The sequence below is a fragment of the Bacillota bacterium genome (assembly GCA_023511485.1).
In the GTDB taxonomy this organism is placed as follows: domain Bacteria; phylum Actinomycetota; class Aquicultoria; order Aquicultorales; family Aquicultoraceae; genus CADDYS01.
In genome coordinates this window covers 1-2,812 of record JAIMBH010000055.1, presented here as the reverse complement: position 1 = coordinate 2,812, position 2,812 = coordinate 1, and the positions used below count along the sequence as shown (strand labels likewise).

Here is a 2,812-nt window from a genome sequence, read left to right as displayed (position 1 = left end):
ATATTGCCTCAGAGACGCCTTTTAGAAGCAGCCTCCCTTAACCCTAGCTTATCTTTGGTTTTTAGACTTCTTCCATCGAGTGGTAAAAGCATGTATTGGTGCTGGCCTAGTCGGGGGGCAGCATTCTTAGACTCAACCCTAATTGATTCAAACGCAAATAATTTTAATGTGCACTCCAAAGCAGTGGTAGATGTGCTAAATGGAAAAACTGATAGGTTCGTTGTTGCGCTGTTTGAAGACAGAAGCAACAACAATACTTATGGGCTACCAAAAAAAGTAAATGAACGCCTTATTAACCTAAAAGATCCTACTGCTGATATTGTTAGCAGAGACGCTTGCGGATCTAAAGCTGTGCTATAAAAGCCACATTGCAGTAGATGGTGGGCAAGCCCGAATAATAACCGCAGCAGCCCTAACTGGTGCCTAACTGGTGGGGCTATTGCAGACCAGCATCTACTTGTTACTCTTTTAGCCAAGCATGAGGAGCTAATTGGTAGACCTAAGTATATGGTTGCAGACAAGAAGTACGGCACCAGCTAATTTTCGAATACTTAAAGCAAAAGGAATCTTTCCTGCAATTGCGCCTTAAGATAACCAGAAGCCCTTCAATTAACGGTCAATTCATCTACGAAAAGGACCGCGATTGTATTTATCTGCCCTGCTGGCAATATTTTAAAAACTCCTGCAGTAAAGCAGCTTAGGTGGCAACTGGCAGATATGTTCCGTCTGCAGCTGCTTTTTTCGATTACACAGTGTTTGGCGACAGGTCCAAAAACTGAATTATCTTTAAGTTTTTCAGTTTTTCAGGAACGTCCCCTTAGCCAATTAGCTAACACTAAAACAATCCGCTAATCTTGCCGAAGTATACTTATAAGTATTATACTCTTAAGTATACTTTTACAAACGGCAGGAGGACCGGTTGGCCTTTATAAACCGCCTTAACGAACTTGGCTATCTAAACGATAAATACAGGGCACGTGGGAGCCAGCTCATTGTGATATATGGCAAGCGTAGGGTTGGCAAGACCGAGCTTGCCAAGCAATTTGCGCTGGATAAACCTTATATTTACTTTATGGCTGATAGGGCATCAGAGCTTGACCAGTTGCGCCAGGTATCCGAAAGAATCGGCGATTTTTACCGCGACAGTTTCGTTGCGGAACGGGGTTTTGTCAACTGGCACCAGGTTTTTGATTACCTTGCATCAAAACGTAAGCGACTGCTTCTTATCATTGATGAGTTTCCGTACCTTGCCTCGGCAAACCCGGCGGTTTCATCAGTCTTTCAGAAAGGGTGGGACGAGAAGCTTAAAAGTACGAATATATACCTTATTCTTATGGGCTCGAGCGTTGCGATGATGGAGTCAGAAGTACTTGCCACTAAAGCTCCACTTTACGGGAGAAGGACCGGACAGCTTCTTGTAGAGCCCATGAGGTTTCATCATGCTAAAGAATTCTTCCCCAAAAAGTCCTTCAGTGAACAGTTTGAATTTTATTCAGTACTGGGAGGTGTGCCCGCTTACCTTCTGCACTTTGATCCCAAAAAGAGTCTGGTTGCAAATATCCGCAACCATATTATCTCGAAGGGAGAAGTTCTCTACGAGGAGCCCGAGTTTATCTTAAAAGAGGAGTTAAGGGAGCCGAGGAGCTACTTCTCAATACTTAGAGCTATCTCGCTTGGAAAGGCCAAGCTAAGCGAGATAATGAATGAGACAGGTTTTGTAAAGAACGTTCTTATTAAGTACCTGAGTGTTTTGATTGAGCTTGGCATTGTTGTTAGGGAAGTGCCGATTACCGAGAAGCAACCAGCAAAGAGCAAACGGGGCATCTACAAAATTACTGATCCGTTTTTCAAGTTCTGGTTTGAATATGTCTTTGCCAATCGCAGCTACATTGAGGAAGGTCGCCAAGATTATGTGCTTGGTAAGATCAGGGCTAGTTTTAATCAGCATGTATCTGAAGTCTATGAGCAAGAGGCGGCGATCTGGCTCCGCGAGCATCTGGCATCCAGACATCCAAAGCTTGAGATTATAAAAACGGGTCGCTGGTGGAGTAAATCATGCGAAATTGATGTGGTGGGGCTAAATGAGGACAATAGCACCGCTATCTTTGCGGAAGCCAAGTGGACATCTAAACCGGTCGGTATGAATGTTTTAGAAGATCTTTTAAAGAAAGTTGAAATTTTTGAGTCTGAGCAGGGTGAGGCAAAAGTAAAGAGATATGCGCTGTTTAGCCAAAATGGGTTTACCGATAGCTTAAAAAAGCTGGCTCGAGAGCGCAAGGATGTTATCTTGTTTGAGGGATGTAAGCCGATATCCTAGGTTTTATCTTGCTCTAGCGCACAAGTTGAGATTGCCGCGGTCATTAATGAATGACATAGGGCCTTTTACACGCAGATGTAAGTCTCAAAAGGAAAATCTGCCTCCTTGCGCTCAATCTTCCATCCGGCATCTTCTATAAGGTTGGCAACATTATAACGGGTGAATTTGAGGAAGCTTGGCGGCTCAAATATCGCAAGCACGTATCTGAAAAAACTCCAGAACAAAGGCCATCTATCAAGGCCAAACTCCACAACAACCAGCTTTTTTGCGATGCGTCGGGTCTCAACTAGCGCTTTTCTAGCTTCCTCAATTGCCATTTCATGAAGCCCGAGCACAATTAAAGCGACATCGAACTGGCTATCGGAAAAAGGAGTTTTGGTTACATCCATTACACGAAAGTCGATGCCTGCTGCCCGCAGGTCGGATTTGGCTATCTCAATGCGTCTCTCGTTTATATCGATTGCTGTAACATGGCTTGTCTTCTCATGTGCGGCA

General features: G+C 44.0%; 3 protein-coding genes. 2 read left to right on the top strand and 1 reads right to left on the bottom strand.

Translation table 11 applies throughout. From position 1 onward, the window contains the following. Both K6T91_11510 and K6T91_11505 read left to right on the top strand, forming a co-directional pair. A partial coding sequence (locus tag K6T91_11510; protein MCL6473412.1) for a hypothetical protein occupies positions 1-360 on the top strand: 360 nt, incomplete at its 5' end. Between the two features lie 559 nt (positions 361-919). Further along, positions 920-2,317 carry an ATP-binding protein gene (locus K6T91_11505; GenBank protein ID MCL6473411.1) on the top strand — a complete coding sequence of 466 codons (1,398 nt, stop codon included), beginning with the start codon at positions 920-922 and terminating at the stop codon, positions 2,315-2,317. A 65-nt stretch (positions 2,318-2,382) separates the two neighbouring features. Here the strand turns inward: K6T91_11505 and K6T91_11500 are convergent. Next, the coding region (locus tag K6T91_11500) for a class I SAM-dependent methyltransferase (protein MCL6473410.1) at positions 2,383-2,812 on the bottom strand (430 nt) is incomplete at its 5' end.